Genomic DNA, 26,021 nt, shown 5'->3' with positions numbered 1-26,021 from the left:
CGTCATCTCGTCTATCCCCTCCGATAGTCGGAGTAAAACCGGCCGTTTTTCCCGATCACCTTCACCCGGTCGCCTGTCTTGACATTGGCGGCATTGCCTTCATCCAGATCGACGTGAAAGTCGAGGGCAAAGCGCGGATCGACGCGGACGATGACATCCGGGTACACGATCGGACGGTCTGTTTGTGTCTCCAAAATTAGCGAGTCGCCATCCTGCACCTGGAACTGCTGGGCCTCCTGTACAGACATGTGCACATGCCGCTTGGCTACGATGACGCCTTTTTCCAGTACGACCGTGCCTCTGCCTGTCACCAGGACCAGACCCGGCGTTCCTTCGATGTCGCCCGACATGCGCAGCGGGGCCGCTACCCCGAGCACGTACCCGTCGGTTCGGGATATTTCCACCTGCGTCTGTGTACGTGCAGGACCGAGAATCCGGACGCCGTGGATACTGCCTTTGGGCCCGACGAGCGTGACGGTCTCCTCGCAAGCAAACTGTCCGGGTTGGGAGAGCTCGCGCATGGGAGTCAGCGAGTGTCCCTTGCCAAACAGCCTCTCCACATGCTCGAGCGACAAATGAACATGCCGATTGGATACCCCGAGAGGAATTTCCCTGGGCGTCTGGGCAGCAAGCTCCTCATCCGGCTGTTCCTCGAAAGCCTTCACCTGAATCCCCCTCCCCCGTAAAAAGTCTGCCGCTGCCGGTGTCAAGATGTCCCCTTTACCCAGAAAAAACGGGGTCGGGATGCCTGTTTTCTGCATGGCTCGCAAAGCGGACTCCGTGATCAATGACATCGGGTATTACCCTTCCAGTTTGGGCAGAATCAGCTCGATATCGCTGTGCGGACGCGGAATCACATGTACGGATACCAGCTCCCCTACCTTTTCCGCTGCCGCTGCCCCTGCGTCAGTGGACGCCTTCACTGCTCCGACATCACCGCGACCCATGACGGTCACCAGCCCCCCGCCGACATGCACCTTGCCGATCAGCTTGACGTTGGCAGCCTTCACCATGGCGTCTGCCGCTTCGACCGCTCCTACCAGCCCTTTTGTTTCCACCATTCCCAGTGCGGACATTTCTCCTGCCATTTTCGTTTCCTCCTTTGATTTGCTATCCTCTCATCTCCGCCAATACGGATTGGATGATGTTTTTGATTTCTTCCCGGTTGATCGTGATGTTCATCCCGGACAAAGCCTGCAAGACAGCTTCCTGCACCTGTTCTTGGCCCGCCGAGACGCTGCCTTCCTCTTGCGGCGTCTGCGGCATTTCCCTGACGCCAAAAGCCACTCGCTTGATGTTGAAAAGATGCTCGGGACCAATGTTGTCGGACGTAATATTGTTGCCGAGCGCTCCGCAGCCCAAGGTCAGGGACGGCAAAATCGCTGTCGTAGCACCAATGCCGCCAAAGGTAGTTCCGGTATTGACGGCAATCCGCGATGCAGGCATCTCTTTGCCGTACGCCTCAATAACCTGCTGGTCCGCAGCATGAATGCCTGCAGTGTGGCCCAGTCCACCCAGCTCCAGCAGTTGCCGGCAGCGCGCAAAACCTGATTGCGTATCCGGTACGGTGTACATCGCGAGGACAGGAGCCAGCTTTTCGATGGAAAAAGGATAGGCCTTTCCTACGCTTGTTTCCTCGCCGATCAGTACAAGCGTCTCAGGCGGTACGGCAATGCCCGCCATATGCGCGATGGACGGAGCGGAACGACCCACCATCTTGGCGTTCAGCGAACCGTTTACCGCTATGACAGCAGCCACCTTTTCTTTTTCCCGCTCATCCAGGAAGTAGGCTCCTTCCCGCTTGAGTGCATCTACCCACTCCCGCTTGACGCTCTCCTCGACGACCAGAGCCTGTTCCGAGGCGCAAATCGTGCCATAGTCAAAGGTCTTGCTCTGCACGATCCGTCTTGCAGCCGCGTTCAAATCGGCGCTCTGATGGATCAATACCGGGACATTGCCCGGTCCGACACCGTACGCCGGCTTGCCGGAGCTATACGCCGCCTTGACCATCTGCGTTCCCCCTGTAGCAAGAATCAGATCGGTCAGCTTGTGCTTCATCAGCTCCTGAGTTGCTTGCAAGGTTGGAGTGCTGATGCAATGGATCAATCCCGGCGGCGCTCCCGCCTGTTCGGCTGCCTTCGCCATCACCCTGGTCGCTTCCAGCGTACAGCGGGCTGCCGAGGGATGCGGGCTAATGACGATGGCATTTCCCGCCTTTACGGCGATCATCGCCTTGAACATCGCTGTCGAGGTCGGGTTGGTAGACGGGACGATTCCCGCAATGATTCCGACTGGGTGTGCGACCTCCCATACCTGGTTTGCCTCGTCCTTACCGATAATTCCAACTGTTTTTTGTTCGCGGATGGCGTTGTATACATCTCTTGCCGCAAAAAGGTTCTTTACCTTTTTGTCTGCCACATTGCCAAAGCCCGTTTCTTCGACCGCCATGGCGGCAAGCCGTTCTGCCGCCTCGATCCCTGCACGGGACATCGATGCCACAATCGCATCGATTTGCTCCTGGCTGTAGGCGGCAAGTTTCTTTTGCGCTTCCTGTGCTTGGGAAAGCGCGGTGCGCACTTCCTGAATAGAGACGAGATCAGCATCCAAGATCATGGCGCCTGATCACCCCCTGTCTCCTTCTGCTGGGCTTGTGCAGGACGCTCCCGCTCGCCCTTCTTCGCTGCCGCCTTGGTTTTCACAGATGCATCCTCCGCCTTGATCGACAGGGCTGCCAACTGCTTGATCATCTTCGGCACATGTTCATCCGGGCGCGGAATGACATGCGAGTGAAGCAGCCTGCCTACCCGTCTTGCCGCATCTGCACCCGCGTCTACGGCTGCCTGGACGGATGAGACATCTCCGATCACGTACACGGTCACGATTCCCGCATCAACCCCCTCATACGTCACGACCCGGACGTCCGCTGCTTTCGCGGCGGCATCTGCGGCAGCGACCAGAGCGGGCAGACCCAGTGTTTCGATCATTCCAAGTGCGTATGCTTGAACGCTCATGTCGTTTTCCTCCTGCTACTCTCTCCTCTATCGCTTTACGGGCTGCCGGGCCACACTTCTCACTGATTCGGCAAAAGCTTCTGCCGCCGCGGTGCATGCCGACTGGCTTCCGGTCAAGAGTGCACCGCCGAAATTGGTCTCTGTGGGCGGCCCGAAAAACTGCACCATCTGTACATCCGCCGCTTTTAAGGCAGCATCGATTCCGACCATCGCTTCCAGCGGGGGCGCGATCAGGTATGCGAGGGGCTCACCTAGGGGAATGGACGCTTGACTGGACAAGTAACTCCCGGTTCTTGAGACGACGTGGGCATAATAGGCATGTGTCCCCTCATCATTCAGGGCATAAAAACACGAGCCGTTCTCCAAAAATGATACCGCCGCATCCAGCCCGCTTTGCACCTCCGACGGCGTCGCCCCTCCGATGATGCCGATGAATTCTCCGGAAAGCGGACCAGAGGCATGGCCGGATCCGGCGTAAAACGATTTGGCATAGACAACTTCGACTGCCGCTTTCTTCGTCGCTTCATCGATGGCGGTATACCCCACATCGTCAATCGTCGAAGTGAAGAGACCCAAGCTGCGGATATTCGGTGCCAGATTCAGTTTTTCTGCAAACTGCGCATCTACATTTGGAATCAGACGCACAGCAAGCGGTGTTGCGCGAATCGGTTTTTCCATGCCTGTCACGCTCCCTCCAAACCTCGTTTCCAAAACGCAAAAAAGGCGCCGCAACAACAGGGAACGACCCTATTGCTCTTGGCGCCTTTGCCTTTTGACTGTTCACTTGTCTGATAAAGCGAGAGTATTCTGACACTTTATCTGTCTCTTTACTTTATGACAAGGCCGGAAGAATTGCAAGCGTTTTCCCGAAGCAGCTCCAGAAAAAGCTCCAAAGCCTTGGTTCGAAATGAGTCTGACTGGGTAACGATCGAAAATTTCCTGGTCAACGGCGTTCCCGCTACGGGCAAGATGTGCAGTGTCTTGAGCTTCTGCTCTTTACGAATCGCCCAATCGGACAGGAGACTAATTCCCAGACCCGCCTCCACGGATTCCTTGATCACCTGTGTGCTCCCGAATTCCATTCGCTTCGACGGTTCGATTTGCAAAGAAAGAAACAATTTTTCCGCTGCCTCCCGTGTCCCGGAGCCTTCCTCGCGTACGATCCAGGTCTCATCCGCAAGCTGCTCAACCCTTACCTCGGATTGCCGGGCCAGTCGATGATCGCTCGAGACAATTACGTACATCTGATCGTCGGCAAAAGGCTCGACGTTCATTTTTTCTCCCACATGCTCACTCTCGACGATCCCTACATCCAACTGCCGATTGGCTACCTGCGCCGAGATGACTCGGGAATTATGGATCGTAATGGACGGCGTAATGCGTGGGTACAGCTCGCGCAGGCGGGCAATGACATGCGGCAGCACGTATTCCCCGTAGGTGTAGCTTGCTCCAATCGTCAAATGACCGCTCGGCGTATACATCAGGTCGTGCACCAGGTTTTGCATGCGCTCGTACATGCCCAAGATCTCTTTGGCATGGTAGTAGACAATCTCGCCAGCCTTGTTCAGCCGAACGTATTTGTTATTGCGCTCCAACAGCTTGCAGCCGAGTGCCTGCTCCAATGATTTGATATACTGGCTCACAGCGGGCTGAGTCATATGCAGGTCTTCGGCGGCCCGAGAAAAATTCTGCCGTTCTGCTACCGCGATCAGCACGCGCAAGAGTTGCTCCATGACCAATCCCTCCTAGCTCCTTCCCCGAATTATAACAATTTACTTATCGTCATTATAGTGATGATTTATTTTTCTTATGCATGATCATCCTTTAAGATAAAGGTAGTAACGGAGGAGGAATGGTAGGTATGGGCACTCAATCGAATCCAGAAGTGGACGTTGCACAAAAACAGGCAGCGGCAACGGTACCATCTCCCCTGCCTTTGTGGCTCGGCGGCATTGCGTTTACGTTTTTGATTGCCCTGCTCGGCTATGGTTTATCCCTTGTCCCTGTCTTTGACCGCGTTGGCCCGTTGGCTTGTGCCATTTTCATCGCTGTCGCCTATCGGCAAATATTCGGTTACCCGGAAGCGCTCCGGCCAGGGATTCAATTTTCAGCCAAACAATTGCTTCGTCTCGCCATCATTTTATACGGATTAAAATTGAATGTAGACGTGATCTTCGCCCAGGGCCTTGGTCTTCTGCTGTACGATGTCGGCGTCATCCTTTTTTCGATCTTGGCCACGCTCTTGATCGCAAAAGCGCTGAAGGCGGACTTCAAGCTTTCCCTGCTGCTCGGGATTGGTACTGGAGTATGTGGAGCTGCAGCCATTGCCGCTGTTTCCCCGATCGTCAGAGCAAAAGACGACGAGACAGCGATCAGCGTGGGCATCATCGCCCTCGTCGGAACGATCTTCGCCGTGATGTACACGATTCTGATGCCATTTTTGCCTGTATCCCCGGTTGATTACGGAATCTGGTCCGGGATGACCTTGCACGAGCTGGCACATGTGGCATTGGCTGCCGCTCCCGCCGGGGAAGATGCTTTGGCGATGGCTTTGCTCGCCAAGCTGGGGCGCGTCCTGCTGCTTGTCCCGCTCTGCCTCGTTCTGGTCTACTTGATGAAGCGAAAAGGGAGCGCAGACGGGGATGCCAAAATTAGTTTTCCCTATTTTCTGCTTGGCTTCCTCGGCATGAGCTTGTTCGGAAGCTACGTGCTGGGTACGTATATCCCGGTCAGTGAATCCTTCCTGACATCGACTGCAACGGCAACGACCTTCATCCTGGCAATGGCCATGGTCGGACTGGGGTTGAACATCAACCTGCGCGACCTGCGCAAAGCATCCCGTCCACTGATTGCCATGTCGATTACTTCGGTGTTGCTTTCCTTCGTTTCGCTGCTCTTGATTTAAACTTCGCAAAAAAAAACAGCCTTCTTTCAAAAAGAGGGCTGTTTTTGCTTGAAAACCATTCTTTTATTCCTCTTCCAGCAGCACCTTCTCCAATGCTGCAATAGCCTCGGCTTCATCTACACCGTTTGCGACCAACGAGATTTCGTCACCTTTGGCGATTGCCGAAGCCATGACGCCCATGATGCTTTTTCCGTTGGCTTCCTTCTCGTTCTTCACCAGCTTGATCTCGCTTTTAAAAGTGGTTGCCAGTTTTACGAAGTTGGCAGCAGGTCTGGCATGCAAACCATGCGGGAGTCCCACAACTACTTTTTTCTCAATCATCTGCTCTGCCTCCTAGCTGTTCATGTGGGCAAATCTGTTCGTAACAAAATCCTCTACTTGCTGCGACGTGCTCATCCCAAGAATCTGCGGGATCTCCTTTGCGGCCATTTCCCGGCTGATTCCGCCGATCTGCTGGCGAGCGGGCAAAATGCTGCTGGCACTCATGCTGAACTCATCCAACCCCATGCCCAGAAGAATTGGTATGGCGATTGGATCGCCAGCCATTTCCCCGCACATCCCGACCCATTTCCCTTTCGCATGCCCGGCCTCGATCACCTGACGAATCAAGCGCAGGACAGCCGGGTGATACGGCTGATAGAGATAGGAGACCCGCTCATTCATGCGATCCGCCGCCAATGTGTACTGGATCAGATCATTGGTGCCGATGCTGAAAAAGTCCACTTCATCAGCAAAGACATCTGCCATCATCGCGGCGGCCGGGATCTCGATCATGATTCCCACTTCAAATGGTTTCGAGAGATCGACACCGCTCCTTTGCAAGGCTTCCTTCTCCTCTTCCAGCAAGGCCTTGGCCTGACGGAATTCCTCCAGCGTCGCGATCATCGGGAACATGATTTTCAGATTGCCATAGACACTGGCACGGAGCAAAGCCCGCAATTGTGTCCGAAACAGCTCTTGCTGGTCCAGACAGAGACGAATCGCCCGAAACCCTAAAAACGGATTCATCTCTTCTGGCAGATTCAGATAAGGAAGATGTTTGTCCCCGCCGATGTCCAAAGTGCGGATAACGACCGGTTTTCCTTCCATTTTCTCCAGCACTTGCTTATACGCCTGGAATTGCTCCTCTTCTGTCGGAAAATCCTCGCGCCCCATGTAAAGGAATTCCGTGCGAAAAAGTCCCACGCCTTCCCCTCCATGAGCGATGACCTCTGCCAGATCCTGCGGACTGCCGATATTGGCTGCCAGCTCCACATGATGGCCGTCCTGACTCACAGTCTTCCGGTCGACGAGCTGTGCCCACTCTGCTTTTTGGCGGTCGTACTCCGCCTGCTTGGCTTGGTACGCAGCGATCTCCTCTTCGCTTGGATCGACTATGACGATACCCGCGTGTCCATCTACGATCAATTTGCTTCCCGGCTGGACTGATGTGGTGATTTCCCGCGTACCCACAACAGCCGGAATTCCCATCGATCTCGCCATGATTGCGGAATGCGAGGTTCTGCCCCCGATATCTGTGACGAAACCTTTGACATAGCGCCGATCCAGCTGTGCGGTATCCGAAGGGGTCAAATCCTTGGCTACTACGATCACTTCTTCCTTCGCTTGACCGGGCATGTCAAGCTCCACTCCAAGCAGGTAGGAGAGAACCCTCCTGGTGACATCGCGGATGTCCGCGGCCCGCTCTCTCATGTATTCGTTGTCCATTTGCTCAAAAATGCTGATAAAGCCCTGTGCGGCATCATTCAAGGCGGACTCGGCGTTTACCCGTTGCTGCTGAATCGTTGCTGTCACGGTATCTACCAACTCAGGGTCTTCCAAAACCATCAGATGTGCCCGGAAAATATCCGCGTGCTCCGCCCCCATCTCCCGTTCCACCCGCTCACTGATCTCATGCAAGTCAGCTTTTGCCTTTTCCAAAGCCTCCTGAAAACGTCTGATTTCCGCGTCGGCATCCTCCACGCTGACGGTCTTCACCTCAAGCTCGGAATTATGAAGCAATAGTGCCGCTCCAATGACAATTCCAGCCGATGCTTTTACTCCTGGGATCTCACGAGACATCTGACTCCCACCTTTCCTGATCTATCTTTGCACCCCTTTACGCTACCGTGATTCCAAATGTCCGAGAATCATCGCCGCAAGCGGGTGCGTAAGCGGTATCCCTGTATATTTAGGCAAAATCTGCTCCCATCCTGCTTGCTCTGCATCGGCCTGGATGCGTTGGGCTTCCGAATCTGCCGGATCATCGAAGCGTAAGGCTGCCGCTATCGCCAGTGCCAGATTTTCCGGGACGATCCCCTTCTCCGCGCATTGCATCGCAGGTCCTACTAGGCGATCATCAGGCGAGAGCTTGCGGATCGGGTTGCGCGCCACTCGCGTCACCTGGTCAGACAACAACGGATTGGAAAAGCGCTCCAGAATTTTCTCCCTGTACTTGGCCATCGTCTGCGCGTCGAAGCCGTGCTTTTGCACCAGCAATGCTCCAGTCTCGCTCAGTGCGCCACGAGTTGCCGCCAAAATACTCTCGTCCCTCATCGCCTCATCAATTGTCGATTTGCCGCGCAGGTAGCCCAGATAAGCCAGCACGGCATGCCCGGTATTGACGGTAAACAGCTTGCGCTCGATGTAGGGCCAGATTCCCGCTACATACGTGATGCCGTTGATGGCTGGTGCTTCCCCGACCACTTGTGATCGATCCACCACCCATTCGTAGAAAGGCTCGACAGTTACCCGAAGCTTGTCGTCATGTTGCTGGATAGGAACGATCCGATCTACTGCCGCATTGGGAAAACCAATCTGCTTGTCTGCCAGCTTCCGGTCAGCCTCCCCGAGGAAATCATAGACATGCTCCTTCAAATGCTCACTCCCGCCGATCATATTTTCGCAGGCAATGATGTTTAGCGGCTCGGCACTAGCTTTTGTTCGCAAAGAAATACCGGATGCGATTGCCTCTGCAATATGCGGCAGGACATGCGGCCCTACGGCAGTCGTGACCAGATCAGCTTGGGCAATCGCTTGTGCCACAACCTGCACATCCCGCCCGCTAATGGCCCGCACCCCGTCTACCACAGAGGACGACGCACCTTCTGTTGCCAGCTCCACTTCATAGGACCGCCGGCGATTCAACTCGTCTACCAACTCTTGATTCACATCCACGAACAAGACCTCGTAGCCAGCCTGATGCAAAAGCTGCCCGATAAACCCGCGTCCGATATTTCCCGCGCCAAAATGTACTGCCTGCAACATAGCCTACAACTCCTTTGCAAACAGAGCCAAAATCTCATCAGCGGTTGTTGCCTGCGCCGCCTTTTTTACATTTTCTTCCTCCGAGCAAATGACGGCGATCTGCGAGAGGACCTCCAGATGATCATCGCCGGCACCGGCAATCCCGAACAACAGATATGCGGTATTTCCTTCACCGAAGTCGACACCATCCGGTACTTGCACAACAGAGATGCCTGTCGACTTGATCTGTTCCTTCGATTCGTTGGTGCCGTGCGGGATGGCGACACCGCTGCCGATGTAGGTAGTAGCCAATTCCTCGCGCTCTTTCATTTTATCCACATACTCCTGCGTAACATGACCGGCTTTTACCAGCAATTCTCCTGCGAGGCGAATCGCTTCCCACTTGTCACTCGGTTTTGCTTGCAGCATGATTTTTTCTTTTGTCAGTATCGTTGTCATCTCTATCTCTCCAATCCAGTCTTATTTAGGCAAAAGACGAGCAACCGCCCGGCGATCTCGTCGGCAATCGGTTTTTCCTCGCCTTTTGCCAGTACAGCTTGCACTTCATCCTCGATCAGCATCGAGCTGATTTCACTTAAGATCTCCAAGCCTTCCTTTTGCATGTCATGGGGACCCAGGAGCAGAAGAAGCATCCGAACAGGCATCTCCTGTTCGTCCATGGATCTCAGATAAACGGGATGGCGCAGCTGATGGATCGTAAAAGAATGCTGTGCCACTTCCGCATACTTCCCGTGAAACAAGGCAAAAAAGGTCCCGGGAATGCCCAACCCGCCCAGCCTTTCCCGCTGCAGCAGCTTCCTTGCGACAGCCTCTTCATCTTGTATCGTCCCACGTCGTTTCAATTCCTTACAAATCTGACGCAGAAGATTAGGGACGGATTCCAGCTCCCCCACATTGTCCCACTGATATACCCGAATTCCTGCTGCCACTTGCGACGCATAGCCCGTGTACAGATGGATGTCGCGCAATTGCAGCAGCGGGTTTTTGCTTTCATTCGAAACGATCGGCGCATGTGGGGCGATATCCTCTATTCCGGTACTTCGCTGATGCAGATGAGCCTTGATCTTCTCCCGTTCCTCTGGTGTCAGCAAAGGGCTGACGATGACGTAATCCTGCCCTGGCAGCGGCAGAGGGATCGTCGAAATAATCACGTCGTAATCTGCCCTGGGGACACGCTCTACATCAAAGGCAGAGAGATTTTGCAGGCTGACGATCTCCGGGATCTCCTTTTTGATTCGCATCGCCAGGATCTGGGAGGAGCCAATGCCGCTGGAGCAGACAACCAATGCCCGGTATCGCTGCCATTCCTGTTTCATGCGTTCCGCTGCGGCACCAATATGCATCACCAGATAGCCGATCTCCTCATCCGGCACCTCCAGGTCGGGGAATAAGGCCGCTACAGCTTCCCTGACCACCTCGAACAGTTCCGGGTATTGGCTTTGAATCTGTACTACCAGCGGATTGCGGATCTCCAGTTTGGCCTGGAGCCGATACAGCGCGGGTTCCAGATGCATAAGCAGACCGTGATAGAGGGAACGGTCTCTCGCCAGTGGAATGCCCAGACGGTCCTCACAAGCCTGAATCAGCCTTTGCGTGGCGTCCATCAGTTCCGCATTGGCCGTACCAAACCAGTCTTCTTGAGAGTGGCGGAGCTTGGCTCCTCGTAAATGCATGGTGATATAGCCAATCTCCGCAGACGGCATCTGGAGCTGAAACAACTCCTCGACTCGGTTGATAATCTTTTGGGCGATCGGGTACTCCGGGGTCTGGGACAATTCCGTCAGCGTCTTATCGTCAAATGAGATGTTCTCTCCTTTTTGCACTCGCTCGACGGTCAGCGCCAGATGCGTGACGAGACCGATATAGGCACTGTCGGCCAAAGGATACGGCAGATCATGCTCCAACTGTGCCAGCGCCTGTTCGACCTTGATCAGCTTTTCCTTGTTGATCAGCTCCAGCAGACGCTCGGTCAAGGAGTTGGCCGCATGCAGCGTTTTATGCTGGATGTTATCCCGGATCAGGCTAATCAGCTCGTGGTCATCCAGATGATCTGCGATCAAGCGGCCAATCATCCTTCTCTTGGCAGATTCCGACCCCAGCAACTCTACCCCGTAGCCCCTTTTTCGTAATAATGTGAGCTCAAGCGGGGCGAGCTTGCCTTCCAGCTCATCCAGGTCGTGGCTAATCGTCGCCTTCGTCACTTTCAGATCGATGGCAAGGGAGATCAGCTTGACGGGCTCTGTAGCCTCCAGCAAGGCACAGAGAATGATCATCTGACGCTGCTCGACCGTGAACCCCGTCATGGCTTGCGGGAGAACCGCCAGACGAAGCTCCTGCTTCTGCTCATCATGCCCCCGCAGTTCTACGCCCGAGCCTGCTTTTCTTACCAATTCCAGATGGTATTGGCGAAACAAGCGCTCCAGACTGTCCAGTTCACGGTGAATCGTTCGCGTGCTGACCTTGACCTGCGCCGCTATCCCGGCGACCGTCCAGCTTTTATTCTGTTGCAGCAACAGCTCGATTATCTCCCTTTGTCGTGCGGATACGCCCACTTTTCCATCCCCTGCTTACCATTCTGGCCCAAGTTAAAGAAAAGAAGGATAACGCTAGCTCTTCACTAGCGTTATTGCCTTTACTTGAGACGAGTAACCAACTTGTCGTACTCTGGACTATTCAAGAAATTATCGATGGAGATATGCTCCGCCTCAGGCAGCTTTGCTTGCGCCCGGCTGGTCAAAGACTTGTGGGTAATGACGATGTCAGCATCTTGCGGTAGATCATTGATCGCAGTGTTGATGACCGTAATCTCATCCAGTCCCGCTTCTTTGAATTTTTTACGCAGCGTCGCAGCCCCCATCGCGCTCGAGCCCATCCCTGCATCGCAGGAAAAGACTACCTTTTTCACTTCGGCTGCCGGAGTGGCGACCTTCTCTTCCCCTTTCGCAGCCGCTTGCTGATTTCCTTTTAATTCCTTCATTTTTTCTGTCGCTTGCTCCAATTCGTCTTCATTCTCTTTCCCGCTCATTTTCAGCAAAGCAGCCGCAATCAGGAAGGACACAATAGTCGCACCTGCCACCCCTGCCAATACCGGGAGCAAACCGCCTTTAGGCGCCATGGCACTCAGAGCAAAAATGCTTCCCGGCGACGGGGGAGCAACCAATCCTGCGCCTAGCAGTGTGAACAGGAACACTCCTGTCATCCCGCCGCCGATCACGGCCAGGATCAAACGCGGATTCATCAAAATATACGGGAAGTAAATTTCGTGGATACCGCCAAGGAAGTGAATGATCACAGCTCCCGGAGCCGATTGCTTCGCATTGCCTCGACCGACCAGCCAGTATGCCAGCAAGATTCCCAGCCCTGGTCCCGGGTTGGTCTCTAGCAGGAAAAAAATCGATTGTCCCACCTTGGATGCTTCATCCAGACCGATTGGGCTCAGAATTCCATGGTTGATCGCGTTATTTAGAAACAGGATTTTTGCAGGCTCGATGATGATATTCGCCAATGGCAGCAATCCGGCATTTACAATTCCTTGCACGCCCGCCGCCAATGTGTGGTTCAGTGCTTCTACCACCGGACCGATCGCCGTAAAGGCAAGCAAGGTCAGCAAACCGCCGATGATTCCTGCCGAAAAGTTGTTCACGAGCATTTCAAAGCCCGCGCGGATCTTGCCTTCAAAGAGTCGGTCGACTTGTTTGATAACCCAGCCCCCGAGTGGGCCCATGATCATCGCACCCATGAACATCGGGATGTCCGCACCGACGATAACCCCCATCGTGGCAATCGCTCCTACCACACCACCTCGGACGTCATGCACTAATTTACCGCCTGTATACCCGATCAAAAGCGGCAACAGATAGGTGATCATCGGGCTTACGAGTTTTGCCAGGTCTTCGTTCGGCTTCCAACCGGTAGGAATAAATATGGCAGTAATAAGTCCCCAAGCGATGAACGCCCCGATGTTGGGCATCACCATCGCACTGAGAAAACGTCCAAACTTTTGCACCCGTACTCGTGTACCGCCAGAAGATGCTTGATTATTGACCATTTCCATCCTGAACCCCCCTTTTCCTTTTTACTTGTATTTCTTCCTCAAATATAAAGCGTTTACATAAGCCTCTCAACTCATTCAAAATGCGAGTTTGTCGCTATCGTTGTTGCCAAAATTGAATAGTTGAAAAAGGGCTGACCCTCAAGCAGATTCTTCTTCTGCCTGAGGGTCAGCCCCCTATAATGACACCGATCTTTTATCGTTGCTTGTTATACGACCTGCCGCTGCCTTCTCCAGAACGCGGGCGGGATTCACCGCTGCGTGGACGGAATTCGCCACTGCGGGGACGATATTCGCCGCCGCCGCGATTTTCACCGCTGCCGCTGCGTGGACGGAAAGGACGTTTTCCACCACCGCCATACCCGCCGCCTTGACCGCCTTTTCCTTTGTACGGCGCTTTCTTGCGACCGACGCGGATTGGCGCTTCTTCGGTCAGATGGATAGGTGTCGTATCCGGTTCTTTGGTCAGCAATTTGAGCGCTGCGGATACCAGCGTGACGGAATCCACATCCTCCAGCAATTGCTCTGCAAGGGTCTTATAGGCAGTCAGATTGTCTCTGCCGCTAGCCTCCAGCAGTTTTTCCAATGCCATGCGTTGCTGCCCTTCCAGCGCCTCAGACATCGACGGCACCGAACGGCGTTCCATGCGACGGTTGGTGGCACGCTCGATCAAGCGAAGGTGGTCGATTTCGCGAGGAGTCACGAAGGTGATAGCCAAACCTGTCTTCCCGGCGCGGCCTGTTCGCCCGATCCGGTGAACGTAGCTTTCCGAATCCTGCGGGATGTCGAAGTTGAATACATGTGTGACGCCGCTGATGTCCAGACCGCGGGCAGCCACGTCTGTCGCTACCAGCACTTCAATGGTCCCTTCTTTGAACTTGCGCAGCACGCTGTCGCGCTTCGCTTGATTCAAATCGCCATGAATTCCTTCTGCGCCATAACCGCGCTTGGTCAACGCTTCGGACAGTTCATCTACTCTGCGCTTGGTTCTTCCAAAGATGATGGCGAGCTCTGGCGAGTGAATATCCAACAAACGGCACAGGACGTCGAATTTTTGCTTCTCTGCCACTTCCATGTACTGCTGCTCGATATTCGGTACCGTAACTTCTTTCGCTTTGACAGAAATCATGGTTGGTTCGTTCATGAACTGTTGCGCGATTTCTTGGATCGCACGCGGCATCGTTGCCGAGAACAGCAGTGTTTGGCGTTGATCCGGCACTTCCTGGAGAATTTCTTTAATATCGTCGATGAAGCCCATGTTCAGCATTTCGTCAGCCTCATCCAGGACGACGATCTCAATCGCATCCAGGCGAATGGTTCTTCTACGCATGTGGTCCATAAAACGTCCCGGTGTCGCCACGATAATTTGCGGGCGCTTTTTCAACGCCTTGATTTGACGGGTAATATCTTGTCCGCCGTAGATCGGCAGCGCGGAGATATTTTTAAACTGGGCGATTTTGTTGATCTCCTCTGCCACCTGTACAGCCAATTCCCGTGTCGGCGTCAATACAATCCCCTGAACGTTGCCGCTCTGTTCATCCAAACGCTCTACCAACGGAATCCCGAAGGCAGCCGTCTTTCCTGTACCTGTCTGCGCCTGCCCGATCAGGTCTTTGCCTTCCAACGCTGTTGGAATGGTTTGCACCTGAATCGCCGTCGCTTCTTCAAATCCCATGTTGCCAAGCGCACGAACGACGGAATGTTGTAATCCAAAGTCATAAAAAGTAGTCAATGCTTTTCAGTCTCCTTTTTTTTAAAACCTCTTCTATAAAATTCTCACTAAAAAAGGGCACTATTCCTTTCGATCCGGAACATGCCCTTTATCCCTGATTCTATAATAGCACCCTAGAAAGAACACAACCGTAATCGTATCATGCATTTTGGTAAAAAGCAAATGATTGTTCGGAACTGTAGTGGAAGGGAGGAAACCAGCTAATATTTTGTCAAGAGTATCCTTATTATTTTCTTTGAAGTTGTGCTATATTGTTGAAAAGCATGCAAAATAACCTCTCTAAAGGGAGAGGTTATGGAAATTCATTCCATTACGCTGACTGAAAGTCAGCCTTATAAGGTTCGCTTCTCGTTAAAATGCAGTATATCCAGCGGATTAGCTTATTCACACAAGCAATCACAACCTGTTTGTGGGGCTTTCCTTCCCCCTTTTTCACGTCATAATACTCACGTAATCGCTGATTTACTGAGCTTTGTAAGAGACACCCCTTTCGTCTTCTTACTCCGCATTGTACAGCTTGGTACAGCGCTCTTCGCAAGCGTTTGGAACCCCGTTTGGTAATTCGGTTTGTGCTTGCTGTGAACTTTCCGGAGGATGTGACACTTGGGTCAACCCCAGCGAATGCGACCAATTTCTTTGCGTGGTCAAACCGTTCGATTTCCCCAATTTCGGCCAGGATTGTGGCAGCAATCTTGTTTCCCACGCCGGGAATCGAACGGAGTAGATCATATTCTTTTTTTTCTTCAGCCAGGGCATCTATTTGTTTTTCAAGCTTGGATAGATGCTCCTGGTATTGAAGTAGCAACGTGATGAACATACGTAAACTAAGCACATAACTCTCATGGACCCCTTCTTGAAAGGGGCTTTTTTCTGCCGCTGCCATCATATCTATTGCCTTTTCCTTTGCCCACTTCGGTGACCGTCCACGAACAAGCTTTGTGTTCATACACTCCGCTAGCTTGTCCACTCCTGCCGTTTTTACCGCCCCTGGTGTTGAATACATTTCCAACACTCCCAATGATACCGTTGAATACAAATCCCCAAACACACCTTCATACGTGGGAAAGACCTGGTCTAGGACAGCCCGAAATTGCAATTTTGTCTGAACATACATATCCGTCATTGCCTCATGTTGTCTCGTGAGATGACGTAAATGAAGCCAGTGCGTTTCCTGCTTTTGGTACGGTTCAAACTCCTCTTTGTAATAAAGTTCTCCTAAATGAACCGCGTCCAATTTATCGGTCTTCACTTTTCTTAGGTGCGTTTTCTTAGCCCGCTGGGCTAATAAGGGATTAAGGATATACAGGTCATAATTTTTCTCCTCTGCCCACTCTACAATGGGAAGGTGGTAGTGACCTGTAGCCTCAAGAATAATTGCTGGACGACAACCGCTGTCCTTTTCTACTTCCTTTAGCCTTCCATGAAGCCATTCCAAATCTGTTATGGTATGCGAAAAACGAAATCCTTTTCCGTATAATTTGTTCCGATCCAGAAAGATCTGTGCTTGGCTTTCTCCTTTTGCCACATCGATTCCTACAACTGGATTCACGTTCTTCCTTCCCCTCACTTCTTTTACCGGCAGCCCCTTTAGCACTTGTATGCCATAGCTTCGCATGTGATACGGGATCTTGTCCCAACCAGCCCAAACATAGTTGTACAAGTAGGGGGTGAACAGTTTCCTCCACGGGTTTTTCCCAAAAAGGGGATCGTTCTACCCGGCTACCAATAGAGTAAAGCCATTTCCATGAAAAATGGCCAGCCAGTTTTTTCTGGCTGACCTCATAATACGAAAAAGGTGAAAACGCTCAGGCGGGTTGGGATCTTTGCTGGGGGTCATCCCTGGCCGCCTCCCACTCCAAAGGCAGAACCGCGGCCAAAAGCAGCAGACTTCGAAGAAGTTGTTCAGGGTGTAGAGTAGAGAACTGACGTTTTCTGGCGACCGTTTGGTCGCCTTACTCCTTTCAGTTCCCCCTCATCAAACCGTACGTGAGGTTCTCCCTCATACGGCTTTCCGATGTTCTTCTTTCCTTGGCATTCGGTTATCGCGTACGGCAAGCTTCACAAGAATTCCTCTTGTAGCTTTTGCTATCTCTCTCATCCGCGCATGTCTCGCTTGTTTATTCCTTTTCTTGTTGTTAAAGAGCACAAGTCTTGTCAGAACATACCAGTCGATGCGACATAACCACTTAGCTCCTATGGGTGAAAGTGAATAATAATTCTTGAAACCTTGAAGTTTTCGATTCAGCCCTTGTATCAGCTCGTCTAGTGACCAGTACAACTTGTTGCGCGGTTTGGTATACTCTTTGATTTTCCTTCTCATTTCCTTCATAGCCTTCTTGCTCGGAATGTGTGACATGACGTACATTTTCTTTCCACCCTTGAGAAGAATGGGAAATTTTCGATGGTGTAAACCAAGGAAGTCAAAGCCCGTCGTATTGTCCCAGATATTAACCAGTCGAGACTTTTCTTTACTAAGTGTAAGGTCCAGTTTGTTTAGTACCGCTTTTATGACTTGTATACTTTCCAAAGCGTCTTGTTTCGATCTACACATGATTACAAAATCATCCGCATATCGGATCAGCTTCCCAAGATGAGTGAATTGCTTCTCCCAAATCGTGTCCATGTAGTCCAAATAAATATTTGCCAACAGTGGAGAGATTACCCCTCCTTGCGGAGTGCCCCATTCGGTTTCATGAAACTGTACATCTTCCATGACGCCCGCACGGAGCCAGTTCCGAATCAGCTTTAGTATCCTGCGATCAGAAATCCTTTTCTCTACTAGCTTCATGAGCTTTTCCTGATTAATGTTGTCAAAGTATCCTTTGATGTCTACATCGACTACCCAGGAGGCCGTCCTGCTGGTTTTCTTGATTTGTGTAATCGCCTGGTGGGCATTTCGTTTGGGACGGAATCCGTATGAGCAATCTTTGAAATCGGCTTCAAAGATAGGCTCAATAACCATCTTGGTTGCCATCTGAACAACACGATCTCGGATGGTCGGGATACCAAGCGGTCTTTGTTTCCCATCCGCTTTCGGGATGTACGTGCGCCGCACAGGAGATGGATGATATTGCTTACCCTTCAGGTCGAGATAAATTTCGTTGAGAAATTTACTTTCCCCATACTCCTGAACGATTCTTTCAATTGTCTGTCCATCTATCCCGCCGCTACCTTTATTGGCTCGAACTCTACGCCACGCTTCCGCAAGAATATCTGGCCGGTACACTTTGTCATACAGAGCATGAAATCGCCGTTTTGGATTTTCCTTGGCACAAAGATATAGGGTTGTCCAAAGTTGTCGAGCTTTTACATTGGTGTAGTTAGCAAGTTTACTTGCATTCACTCACTCTTACCTCCTTTCAACCCAAGAACAAAGCAGGGTTCCTTCCCTCCACAAGGTTGTGTTGTCCTTATGTTCAACGGTACTATAAACCCCTCCGACTCCCTCTCTGCCGTCCACCCTTTCGCATGTGCTTATAGGCTTTCGCTTTACACCCCAACGGGGTGTGCAGAGTAGGGTCTCCCCAGTTCCGTTAACTACTTTCTCAGCGTACCGCTCCCCATACTCCGGGAGGTTCCTTGATGCTGTCTCCAAGTTCTACACATCGTCCATGGACTTCGCCTGCGGCCACCGGGCTCGTCTCCTCCTTGTCCATCCACTGATGGTCCCTTTAACGAAGCGGCAGGATTCACTTTATGTTACGGTCCGCTGATTTGCTCGCTCCCTTACGGGATACTTTGTCACAGGGCTTCAACCTTAGGATCTCTCCACCAGTTGCCTGTCAGCTACGAGGCGACTTGGCTCTTACCTCGGTTGGACTTTCACCAACTAGCAATTAACGGCTTGCTGGGCGCGCTGGCCGCTAAATGCGTGTTCCGCCTTTTCCGTTCCGGCTTGGTTAAGATCCCAAATGCCTTCGCTTATTTCACCTTTTTCCTCGGCCAGCTTACCTATTCGACCGACGTTTTTTCTCGTTTTTCAGGAAGGGGAAGACCACCCCGAAATCCAGAGTGGTCTTCATTGCTAAATTATTTCACCCATTTTTGATACAGCTCATCAAATTTTCCCTGCAGCTTCATCTCATCGATCCACAGATTTAAATAACTGGTAAAAATGTAATCGCCGCGATGGGTCATGTAGGACGTCGCATTTTTGGTGAACGTATCGTCAGCCAATGCCGCATATAGACGCGGATCAGCCTTGGAATAGACGATCGCTTCGATGTTGTCGGTGATCATGACATCGTATGTTCCATTGGCAATCAGTCCCGGGATGTCGAGATTGTTTTCGACGACTGTGACGGTTGCGTTGGGCAGATACTCATTGACAAAAGCCTGGTTGGTGCCTCCCGGATTAACACCGATACGGACCGACGGCTTGTTGATATCAGCGATACTCTTGTACTTCTCCTTGTCCGTCGCGCGGATCAACGGAGACTTGCCGAAGTAGAGGTAGGGATCGCTCAGGGACGCTGTCTTGGCACGAGTCGTATTACGGGTGATGCCCCCTGCGGCAATATCGAATTTATCAGCGAGCAGATCAGACATCAGAGTGGGCCATGTCGTTTGCACAAAACGCGCTTCCACACCCAGACTCTGGGCAAATTGTTTCATCGCTTCGATGTCATATCCTTCAAATTCTTTTGTTTCCGGATTCAAATAGGTAAACGGTTTGTAGTCGCCAGTCGTGCCTATAAGGATATACCCTCTCTCGATGATCGCATCGAGGCGGGATTCATGATTGGCTTGTTTTACTGTAGCTGTCGAGGGTTGTGACGCAGCTGTCCCAACTGCTCCGGCGCCAGTTGCACATACCAGAAGAGCAGCAGCAAACAGGCTAGTCATCACAGATTTTGTCCATTTTTTCATCGTTCTTTGCCTCCAGATTAAAATATGTAGTGTCATAACTTATCCAGTATATCATTAATTAACGAAATATTCAGTCTATTTTATCGATAAAAGTCTTTTTTATGAATCGAGATCGTCCTCTGAATGAACGAAAAGGGTCGGCACACCCTCGTACCAACCCTTCTGTTTTTTTGCTGTCAAAATCTAAGAAAGCCCTGTGATCCTTCCGTCCTGTTCTACTCGCAGCGCTTCCGCTGCCGGTTTCTTCGGCAGCCCCGGCATCGTCATCAGACTACCTGTCAGAACGACGAGAAACCCTGCTCCCGCTGAAAGACGGATCTCGCTGACCGAGATCGTAAAATCGGTCGGCGCTCCCAAAATCTCCGGGCGATCCGTAAAGGAATACGGCGTTTTCGCCATGCACACTGGCAGATGGGACAGCCCCATAGCCTCCACTTTTTGCAAGGTTTTCAACGCTGCTGGCGAAAAAGTGACTCCCGACCCCCGGTATAATTCCCGGACAATCGTCTCCACCTTCTCTTTAGCGGATTGCTGCTCATCATACAGAAAACGGAATTGTGACGGTTGCTCGGCAGCACGGGCTACTTTTTCAGCAAGATCTACACCGCCCTCGCCGCCTTTTTCCCAGACACGGGAGAGAGCCGCTTCTACACCCAGCTCCTGGCAAAGCTCAAATACTGTTTCCACCTCAGCCTGGGTGTCGGTAATGAAATGATTTACCGCTACAACCGCCGGGACACCGAATTTACGTATATTTTCGATATGTCGTTTGAGATTCTCAAAACCGCGTCTCACGGCAGGCAAATTCTCTGTCTCCAGATCGGCGACCTTGACCCCGCCGTTAAACTTCAAGGCGCGAACCGAAATCACGACTACGGCGGCAGAAGGCGTCAGACCTGCTTGACGGCATTTGATATCGAAGAACTTCTCGGCACCCAGATCGGCACCGAAACCAGCCTCCGTCACCACGTAATCCGCCAGCTTCAATGCCGTTTTCGTGGCGACGACACTGCTGCATCCGTGGGCAATATTGGCAAAAGGCCCTCCGTGAATCAGAACCGGGGTACCTTCGATGGTCTGCACCAGGTTTGGCTTGATGGCGTCCTTGAGCATCACGCACATCGCATCGACCGCCTGAATATCCTGGGCGCGCACCGGCTGATCGTCCGTGTCATAGCCGATAATGATCTGGTTTAGCCGCTCCCGCAGATCTTCCCGATTTTCACTCAAGCATAGAATGGCCATGATTTCCGATGCGGTGGTAATCATAAAGCCATCTTCGCGAGTAATGCCGTTGCCGTCTCCCAAACCGACTACGATTTGACGGAGCGCACGGTCATTCATATCCATCGCCCGTTTCCAGACAATTTTCTTCGGATTGATGCGCAGCGTATTGCCGTGATGAATGTGGTTGTCTATCATCGCAGCCAACAGGTTATGCGCAGAAGTGATCGCATGCAGATCTCCCGTAAAATGCAGGTTGATCTCGTCTGCCGGCAGTATCTGTGCCTTTCCGCTGCCTGTCGCCCCGCCTTTGATTCCCATGCATGGACCTAAGGATGGTTCTCGCAGCGCAGCCACTGTCTTTTTCCCGATCAGATTAAGAGCCTGAGACAATCCAATCGTGGTCAACGTCTTACCGGCCCCTGCCGGGTTGGGATTCATCGCCGTGACCAGAATCAACTTCCCGTCGGGGCGCTCCTTCAACTCATCCCACAATTCATCCGCCAGCTTCGCCTTGAACTTCCCATATTGCTCCAGATTTTCTTCTGAAATCCCTATCTGCCTGGCTATCTCGACAATCGGTTTCATCCGAATCCCCCTGCATTTCATGTTATGGCGTACAAACCTACATTCCACAAGCAAATCCTGAACTCCTTTGACAATAAGAAAAACAACCTCCCTCAAGCAGATGATATGCCAAAAGAAGGTTGTTTTGTAAGGTGGTCTTACCCAAAAATTTTACCCGGATTCAAGATTCCATTCGGGTCCAGCACCTGTTTGAACGACTGCATCACGTCGAGAGCCGCCCCGTGCTCCTTGCGTTGATATTTCATTTTCCCGATTCCGACACCGTGCTCGCCGGTGCACGTACCGCCTCGCTGCAATGCATATTCGACCAGATGCGCATTCAGTTTGTCCGCACGCGCCACCTCGTCTTTGTCGTTCAGATCGATCATCAGGATGACGTGATAGTTGCCGTCCCCGACGTGACCCAGGATCGCGCCGTCCAGCCCCGAGCGATCAATGGCTTCACGAGCATTCACAATCGCGTCTGCCAATTCGGAGAAAGGCACACATACGTCTGTGACCATCATTTTTTTGCCTGGCGATTTATGCACAAATGCATAGGCCATGTTGTGACGCGCATCCCAGAGCTGCGCCCGAGCCTTGGAATCGGTCTCGAACAAAAACTGGGTGCAGCCATGCTCGCCCGCGATGCCTTGCGCAAATTCGATATCATGCTGCAAGCTTTGCTCGCTGCCGTGGAACTCGATGAAGAGTGTCGGGCTTTCCGGGTAATCTGTTTCCTTGAACAAATTCACCTGGCGGATCGAGCGCTCGTCTACTAATTCAATCCGCGCTACCGGAATTCCAGCGGAGAGGATATCGACGACGGTGTTGACAGCATCCTGAACGGTCGGGAAGCTGGCGCGAGCTGCCATCGTGGCTTCGGGAATGCCGTATACGCGCAGCGTCAGCTCCGTAAAAGCTCCCAGCGTTCCTTCTGAACCGACAAACAGACCAGTCAGATGATAGCCGGAAGAGGATTTCGCTGTCATGCTGCCCGTACGGATGATGCGTCCATCTGCCAGTACTACCTCTAGGTCGCGAACGTTATCGCGCATCACGCCGTAGCGTACGGAAGTGGTTCCGCTCGCGTTGGTTGCTGCCATTCCGCCCACTGTCGCATCAGCCCCTGGGTCCACAGAGAAAAACAATCCGTGCTTTTTCAACTCTTTGTTCAGTTGCATACGTGTTACACCTGGCTGCACACGTACCAGGAAGTCTTGCGGGCGCACTTCCAGCACCTGGTTCATCAGCGAGAAGTCCATGCTGATTCCGCCTTTGTAGGGAATGACGTGTCCCTCCAGACTGCTGCCCATTCCAAACGGCGTTACGGCAATTCGCTTCTCATTTGCGAACTTCATGATTTTGCTGACTTCTTCCGCTGTTTGCGGAAATACGACAACTTCAGGCAAATGAGGCGTATGGTAGGATTCGTCATGGCTATGGTGTTCCAGAACGGTTGGATTGGTTGTGACGCGTTCGCTTCCCAGCAAACCTACCAATTCTTCGATATAACTCACGTAGCTTTCTCCCCTTCGTTACTTACTCAGATTGACCAGGAACATGCTGATCTCTGGCACATAGGTGATCAGCATCAAATCGACGATCATGATGATCAGGAACGGAATGACAGCACGTTCAATAGCTGTATTCGGCAACCCCGAAATCTTGCCGGCGACCAGAAGATTGATCCCCACCGGCGGTGTCAGCATTCCGATAGCAGAGTTCACTACAATGATAACACCAAACAGAACTGGATCGACACCCAGCGCTAAAATAATAGGCAACAGAATAGGAGTCAACAAAATGATGATAACCGACGTTTCCATGAACGTTCCCATAATCAAAAGGAAGACGTTAATGATCAAGAGAGTGATGAAAAGACTATCAGTAATCCCCAGCATAAATTGAGCAATTTCCTGAGGAATATTTTCTCGTGTCAATAGGAATCCAAACGAGTTGGCTGTGGCAATAATCAGCATAATCGCTGCGGTCAAGCTGGCAGAGCTGGTGAAAATTCCACCCAGATCCTTCCATTTGATCTCCTTGTAGATAAACAATCCGACTACCAAGCCGTAGACTACAGCCACAACAGCCGCTTCTGTCGATGTAAAGATTCCTCCGTAAATGCCGCCTAAGATAATAACTGGCATCATGATTGCGAGAATGGCATCTTTGAATGACTTCCATATTTCACCGGCGGAATACTTCCTTCCACCACCCCAACCATGTTTCTTGCTAACCCAAATCGAATAAACAATCAGCGAAATAGCGACGAGAATCCCCGGCCCAATCCCGGCGATAAACAAATCATTAATGGATGTGCTTGCCGCTACTCCATACAGAACCATCGGTACGCTTGGCGGAATCATGACGCCAATGGTTCCACCCGCAGCATGCAGAGCCGAAGAAAATCGGATATCATAACCTTTTTTGACCATGTGCGGAATCAAAATCCCGCCGACTGCTGCTGTTGTCGCTGCCGACGAGCCGGAGATTGCTGCAAAAAACGTACAACCAATGACGGCCACAATAGCCAGTCCACCCGGCAAATTCCCTACGATCGTATTGGCAAAGTTGATCAATCTGGCAGAGATCCCGCCTGTCTCCATTAACTTACCTGCTAATAGGAAAAATGGGATGGCCATCAACGGGAAGGAGTCTGTCCCATTAAACATTTTTTGAATCACTACAAGAAGAGGAATATTCCCTTCAATCATAAAGACTGCCACTACGGACAAGCCAAGCGCAACTGCAATTGGGACATTAATAATTAGGAGAAACAGCAATATTAAAAATAACATCGTACCCATTATCTTTTCACTCCTTCCCGGTTATGTCTTTCCATGTCACATGGAGGACATTCAGTATGAGCAATACACCGCTGATCGGGATCACCATGTAGATATAGCCCATGGGAATGAGCAAGCTTGGAGATGTCTGGGTCATGCTTCTCACCGATAACAGATAGCCCTGTTGAATCATAACGACAAAAAACGAGATGGTAAGAAGAGCTGCCACAGTCAAAACAATTTTGTTCCAAAGTGGTGACAAAAATTTCTGAATATATTCCGTACCAATATGCGCTTTGATAGACATCGCATAGGCGGAGCCGAGAAACGTCAGCCAAACCAGCAGATAACGGGCTAACTCCTCCGTCCATGCAAGGGGCTGATCCAGGAAAAACCGGAACAATACCTGCAAGAAGACGGCGACAATCATCATACTCATGATGGCTACCACCAGGTATCGAGTAATGTTATTAAAGAAGGAAATGATTTTGCCCATCCGTTTTCTCCTTTCTCAGGGAAAGGGGGGAGTAAAGCAGACCGCTTCCTCCCCTCCGCTATTATTTTGTATTCAGGATTTCATTCAGCAAGTCTTGGTCGATTTGTCCGGCAAACTTCTCATATACCGGTTTCATCGCATCACGGAACGCTTGCTTGTCTACATCTTCCGTAATTTCCATTCCTTGATCCTTCAGAGCTTTCAGAGATTCTTCTTCCATTTTGATCATCAGTTCACGTTCTTGCTGGCCTGCTACCTTCGCCTCTTCTGCGATCAGAGTCTGCACATCAGCAGGGAGCTTGTCCCAAACTGGTTTACTGAACAGGATCATAGCAGCAGAGTACACATGGCCGGTCAAAGACATGTGCGTTTGCTTGGAATCAAACAGCTTGTAAGTATTTGCAACGATTGCAGGGTTTTCCTGACCGTCTACTACACCTGATTGAAGAGCTGTCAACGCTTCTGTCCAAGCCATTGGAGTTGGCTTCGCGCCCATGGCTTCGAATGCAGCCAAGTGGATTTGGTTCTCTTGCGTACGCAGCTTCATTCCTTGCAGGTCCGCTGGTGTCTTCACCACTTTGGAGCCATTGGTTACGTGGCGGAAGCCGTTTTCGGCCCAGGCAAGACCAACGATATTTGCGCTTTCGATGTCTTTCAGGATATCCTGTCCTACTTTGCCGTCCAACACTTTATATGCATGTTCGCGGCTTTCAAACAGGAATGGCAGGTCAAGCACGCCCAGCTTTGGATAGAAGTTGGTCACAGGTGCGGTGGAAGTAATCACCATATCCACAGTACCTAGTGTCAGTCCCTCTGTCAGTTCACGCTCTGCACCCAATTGGCTGAGTGGGTACACTTCGATTTTGACTTTGCCTTGCGATTTTTCTTCTACTCTCTTTGCCATATCTTTCATTGCTACGTGGTAAGGATGGTCCTCCGTCAGGGAGTGGCCTGCTTTAAACACATAGCTTTTTCCATCATCAGCACTCGGCGCTTCTGTCTGTGCTGCCGGGGCTTGTCCGGATGGCTGAGCCGCCTGCTGGCCGCCGCCACCTCCGCACGCCGTCAACAACAGCGATACAGACATCAGGCTCGACAGTACGAGCCCCCACTTCTTTTTCATCATCG

At 51.7% G+C, this 26,021-nt stretch carries 22 protein-coding genes; 1 reads left to right on the top strand and 21 read right to left on the bottom strand.

The window, feature by feature from the left end; translation table 11 throughout:
* Window positions 1-11 precede the first annotated feature (11 nt).
* The 6 genes from pduL to T458_RS53075 form a co-directional block, all read right to left on the bottom strand.
* Window positions 12-794: a phosphate propanoyltransferase gene (gene pduL, locus T458_RS53100; protein ID WP_023559267.1), complete on the bottom strand. Its 783-nt coding sequence runs from the start codon at window positions 792-794 to the stop codon at window positions 12-14.
* A gap of 6 nt (window positions 795-800) precedes the next feature.
* Window positions 801-1,088, bottom strand: coding sequence for a BMC domain-containing protein (locus tag T458_RS53095; RefSeq protein WP_023559266.1), 288 nt, complete (start codon window positions 1,086-1,088; stop codon window positions 801-803).
* 22 nt (window positions 1,089-1,110) lie between these two features.
* A complete protein-coding gene (locus tag T458_RS53090) occupies window positions 1,111-2,613 on the bottom strand; it encodes an acetaldehyde dehydrogenase (acetylating) (RefSeq protein WP_023559265.1) in 1,503 nt (500 codons plus the stop codon).
* Window positions 2,610-3,011, bottom strand: coding sequence for a BMC domain-containing protein (locus T458_RS53085; RefSeq protein WP_023559264.1), 402 nt, complete (start codon window positions 3,009-3,011; stop codon window positions 2,610-2,612). The genes T458_RS53090 and T458_RS53085 overlap by 4 nt, the downstream gene beginning before the upstream one ends.
* A gap of 27 nt (window positions 3,012-3,038) precedes the next feature.
* The gene (gene eutL, locus T458_RS53080; RefSeq protein ID WP_023559263.1) at window positions 3,039-3,689 is read right to left on the bottom strand and encodes an ethanolamine utilization microcompartment protein EutL; all 651 of its coding nucleotides are present in this window, start codon (window positions 3,687-3,689) and stop codon (window positions 3,039-3,041) included.
* A gap of 149 nt (window positions 3,690-3,838) precedes the next feature.
* Complete coding sequence (locus tag T458_RS53075; RefSeq protein ID WP_023559262.1) at window positions 3,839-4,744, bottom strand: LysR family transcriptional regulator; 906 nt, start codon at window positions 4,742-4,744, stop codon at window positions 3,839-3,841.
* 128 nt (window positions 4,745-4,872) lie between these two features.
* Here T458_RS53075 and T458_RS53070 point away from each other — a divergent pair, with 128 nt between their 5' ends.
* Window positions 4,873-5,916, top strand: a complete 1,044-nt coding sequence (locus tag T458_RS53070) for a YeiH family protein (protein WP_023559261.1) — start codon at window positions 4,873-4,875, stop codon at window positions 5,914-5,916.
* Window positions 5,917-5,979: 63 nt separating this feature from the next.
* Here T458_RS53070 and T458_RS53065 read toward each other — a convergent pair whose 3' ends face one another.
* The 15 genes from T458_RS53065 to T458_RS53000 form a co-directional block, all read right to left on the bottom strand.
* Entirely contained in the window at window positions 5,980-6,237 is a 258-nt protein-coding gene (locus tag T458_RS53065; protein WP_023559260.1) for an HPr family phosphocarrier protein, read from the bottom strand.
* 12 nt (window positions 6,238-6,249) lie between these two features.
* Window positions 6,250-7,977 carry a phosphoenolpyruvate--protein phosphotransferase gene (gene ptsP / locus T458_RS53060; RefSeq protein WP_023559259.1) on the bottom strand — a complete coding sequence of 576 codons (1,728 nt, stop codon included), beginning with the start codon at window positions 7,975-7,977 and terminating at the stop codon, window positions 6,250-6,252.
* A 42-nt stretch (window positions 7,978-8,019) separates the two neighbouring features.
* The gene (locus T458_RS53055; RefSeq protein ID WP_031306246.1) at window positions 8,020-9,159 is read right to left on the bottom strand and encodes a mannitol-1-phosphate 5-dehydrogenase; all 1,140 of its coding nucleotides are present in this window, start codon (window positions 9,157-9,159) and stop codon (window positions 8,020-8,022) included.
* Between the two features lie 6 nt (window positions 9,160-9,165).
* Window positions 9,166-9,600 (bottom strand): PTS mannitol transporter subunit IIA, encoded by a 435-nt coding sequence (locus T458_RS53050; RefSeq protein WP_023559257.1) that lies wholly within the window; start codon window positions 9,598-9,600, stop codon window positions 9,166-9,168.
* Between the two features lie 2 nt (window positions 9,601-9,602).
* On the bottom strand, window positions 9,603-11,714 hold the full coding sequence (locus tag T458_RS0129480; protein ID WP_031306245.1) for a BglG family transcription antiterminator: 2,112 nt from the start codon (window positions 11,712-11,714) through the stop codon (window positions 9,603-9,605).
* A gap of 80 nt (window positions 11,715-11,794) precedes the next feature.
* Window positions 11,795-13,216, bottom strand: coding sequence for a PTS mannitol transporter subunit IIBC (locus tag T458_RS53045; protein WP_023559256.1), 1,422 nt, complete (start codon window positions 13,214-13,216; stop codon window positions 11,795-11,797).
* Window positions 13,217-13,409: 193 nt separating this feature from the next.
* Window positions 13,410-14,945, bottom strand: coding sequence for a degradosome RNA helicase CshA (locus T458_RS53040; RefSeq protein ID WP_023559255.1), 1,536 nt, complete (start codon window positions 14,943-14,945; stop codon window positions 13,410-13,412).
* A gap of 310 nt (window positions 14,946-15,255) precedes the next feature.
* Window positions 15,256-16,494: an IS110 family RNA-guided transposase gene (locus T458_RS53035; RefSeq protein WP_031305278.1), complete on the bottom strand. Its 1,239-nt coding sequence runs from the start codon at window positions 16,492-16,494 to the stop codon at window positions 15,256-15,258.
* A gap of 450 nt (window positions 16,495-16,944) precedes the next feature.
* On the bottom strand, window positions 16,945-18,288 hold the full coding sequence (ltrA, locus tag T458_RS53030; protein WP_023555181.1) for a group II intron reverse transcriptase/maturase: 1,344 nt from the start codon (window positions 18,286-18,288) through the stop codon (window positions 16,945-16,947).
* A gap of 686 nt (window positions 18,289-18,974) precedes the next feature.
* The gene (locus tag T458_RS53025) at window positions 18,975-19,814 is read right to left on the bottom strand and encodes a transporter substrate-binding domain-containing protein (RefSeq protein WP_023559253.1); all 840 of its coding nucleotides are present in this window, start codon (window positions 19,812-19,814) and stop codon (window positions 18,975-18,977) included.
* A 183-nt stretch (window positions 19,815-19,997) separates the two neighbouring features.
* Entirely contained in the window at window positions 19,998-21,626 is a 1,629-nt protein-coding gene (locus tag T458_RS53020) for a formate--tetrahydrofolate ligase (RefSeq protein WP_023559252.1), read from the bottom strand.
* A 137-nt stretch (window positions 21,627-21,763) separates the two neighbouring features.
* Window positions 21,764-23,125 (bottom strand): FAD-binding oxidoreductase, encoded by a 1,362-nt coding sequence (locus T458_RS53015; protein ID WP_023559251.1) that lies wholly within the window; start codon window positions 23,123-23,125, stop codon window positions 21,764-21,766.
* An 18-nt stretch (window positions 23,126-23,143) separates the two neighbouring features.
* On the bottom strand, window positions 23,144-24,418 hold the full coding sequence (locus tag T458_RS53010; protein WP_023559250.1) for a TRAP transporter large permease: 1,275 nt from the start codon (window positions 24,416-24,418) through the stop codon (window positions 23,144-23,146).
* Window positions 24,419-24,425: 7 nt separating this feature from the next.
* Window positions 24,426-24,893: a TRAP transporter small permease gene (locus T458_RS53005; protein WP_023559249.1), complete on the bottom strand. Its 468-nt coding sequence runs from the start codon at window positions 24,891-24,893 to the stop codon at window positions 24,426-24,428.
* Window positions 24,894-24,954: 61 nt separating this feature from the next.
* Entirely contained in the window at window positions 24,955-26,019 is a 1,065-nt protein-coding gene (locus tag T458_RS53000) for a TRAP transporter substrate-binding protein (protein ID WP_023559248.1), read from the bottom strand.
* Window positions 26,020-26,021 lie beyond the last annotated feature (2 nt).

It is taken from the genome of Brevibacillus panacihumi W25, from assembly GCF_000503775.1.
In the GTDB taxonomy this organism is placed as follows: domain Bacteria; phylum Bacillota; class Bacilli; order Brevibacillales; family Brevibacillaceae; genus Brevibacillus; species Brevibacillus panacihumi_A.
The sequence above is the reverse complement of the archived record's forward strand: the minus strand, read 5'-3'. Positions and strand labels throughout refer to the sequence as shown.